This is a genomic window from Bartonella sp. AA1HLJMS (genome assembly GCF_042197445.1).
GTDB lineage: Bacteria > Pseudomonadota > Alphaproteobacteria > Rhizobiales > Rhizobiaceae > Bartonella.
Window position 1 is genome coordinate 1 of sequence record NZ_JBHIRW010000198.1, and the last position, 1,189, is coordinate 1,189.

Here is a 1,189-nt window from a genome sequence, read left to right on the forward strand (position 1 = left end):
AATGGCGAAGAGCAAGTTTGAACGAACAAAACCGCATGTTAATATTGGTACGATTGGTCACGTTGATCATGGGAAGACCTCGTTGACAGCAGCGATTACGAAATATTTTGGTGAATTTAAAGCTTATGACCAAATTGACGCTGCGCCAGAGGAACGGGCACGTGGAATTACTATTTCTACAGCACACGTTGAGTATGAAACGGAAAATCGTCACTATGCGCACGTTGATTGTCCAGGACATGCTGATTATGTGAAAAACATGATCACAGGGGCAGCACAGATGGATGGTGCTATTTTGGTTGTTTCAGCAGCTGATGGCCCAATGCCTCAGACACGTGAGCATATTTTGCTTGCACGTCAGGTTGGTGTTCCAGCAATTGTTGTTTTTCTTAATAAAGTTGATCAGGTTGATGATGCAGAACTTTTGGAGCTTGTAGAGCTTGAGGTTCGGGAACTTTTATCCAAATATGATTTCCCAGGCGATGATATACCAATTGTTAAGGGTTCTGCGTTGGCAGCTCTTGAGGATAAGGATAAAAGCATTGGTGAAGATGCTGTTCGTCTTTTAATGAGTGAAGTTGATAATTATATCCCAACCCCTGAACGTCCTGTTGATCAACCATTTTTGATGCCGATAGAAGATGTTTTTTCGATTTCGGGTCGTGGAACTGTTGTTACGGGTCGTGTTGAGCGTGGTGTTATTAAAGTTGGAGAGGAAATCGAGATTATCGGTATTCGTCCAACGTCTAAGACGACGGTTACAGGCGTTGAAATGTTCCGCAAGCTTTTGGATCAAGGTCAAGCGGGTGATAATATAGGGGCTCTGCTACGTGGTGTTGACCGTGAAGGGATTGAGCGTGGTCAAGTATTGGCAAAGCCAGGATCCGTTACACCTCATACACGGTTTAAAGCAGAAGCTTACATTTTGACAAAGGATGAAGGTGGACGTCATACACCATTTTTCACGAATTATCGTCCTCAGTTTTACTTCCGTACGACGGATGTTACAGGTATTGTTACGCTTCCAGAAGGAACGGAAATGGTTATGCCAGGTGACAATGTTGCGATGGATGTTTCGTTGATCGTTCCGATAGCGATGGAAGAGAAACTTCGTTTTGCTATTCGTGAAGGTGGTCGTACTGTTGGTGCCGGTATCGTCTCTAAGATCATTGAATAAATAATGCTTGTT

The 1,189-nt window shown here is 43.6% G+C and carries 1 protein-coding gene; it reads left to right on the forward strand.

What is annotated here, in order from left to right; translation table 11 throughout:
* Position 1: 1 nt before the first annotated feature.
* A complete protein-coding gene (gene tuf / locus ACFIQE_RS10575; RefSeq protein WP_012755022.1) occupies positions 2 to 1,177 on the forward strand; it encodes an elongation factor Tu in 1,176 nt (391 codons plus the stop codon).
* Positions 1,178 to 1,189 lie beyond the last annotated feature (12 nt).

Excerpts from the sequence above, each read along its gene's own strand:
- tuf (WP_012755022.1), top strand. The coding sequence starts at position 2 with ATGGCGAAGAGCAAGTTTGAACGAACAAAACCGCATGTTAATATTGGT.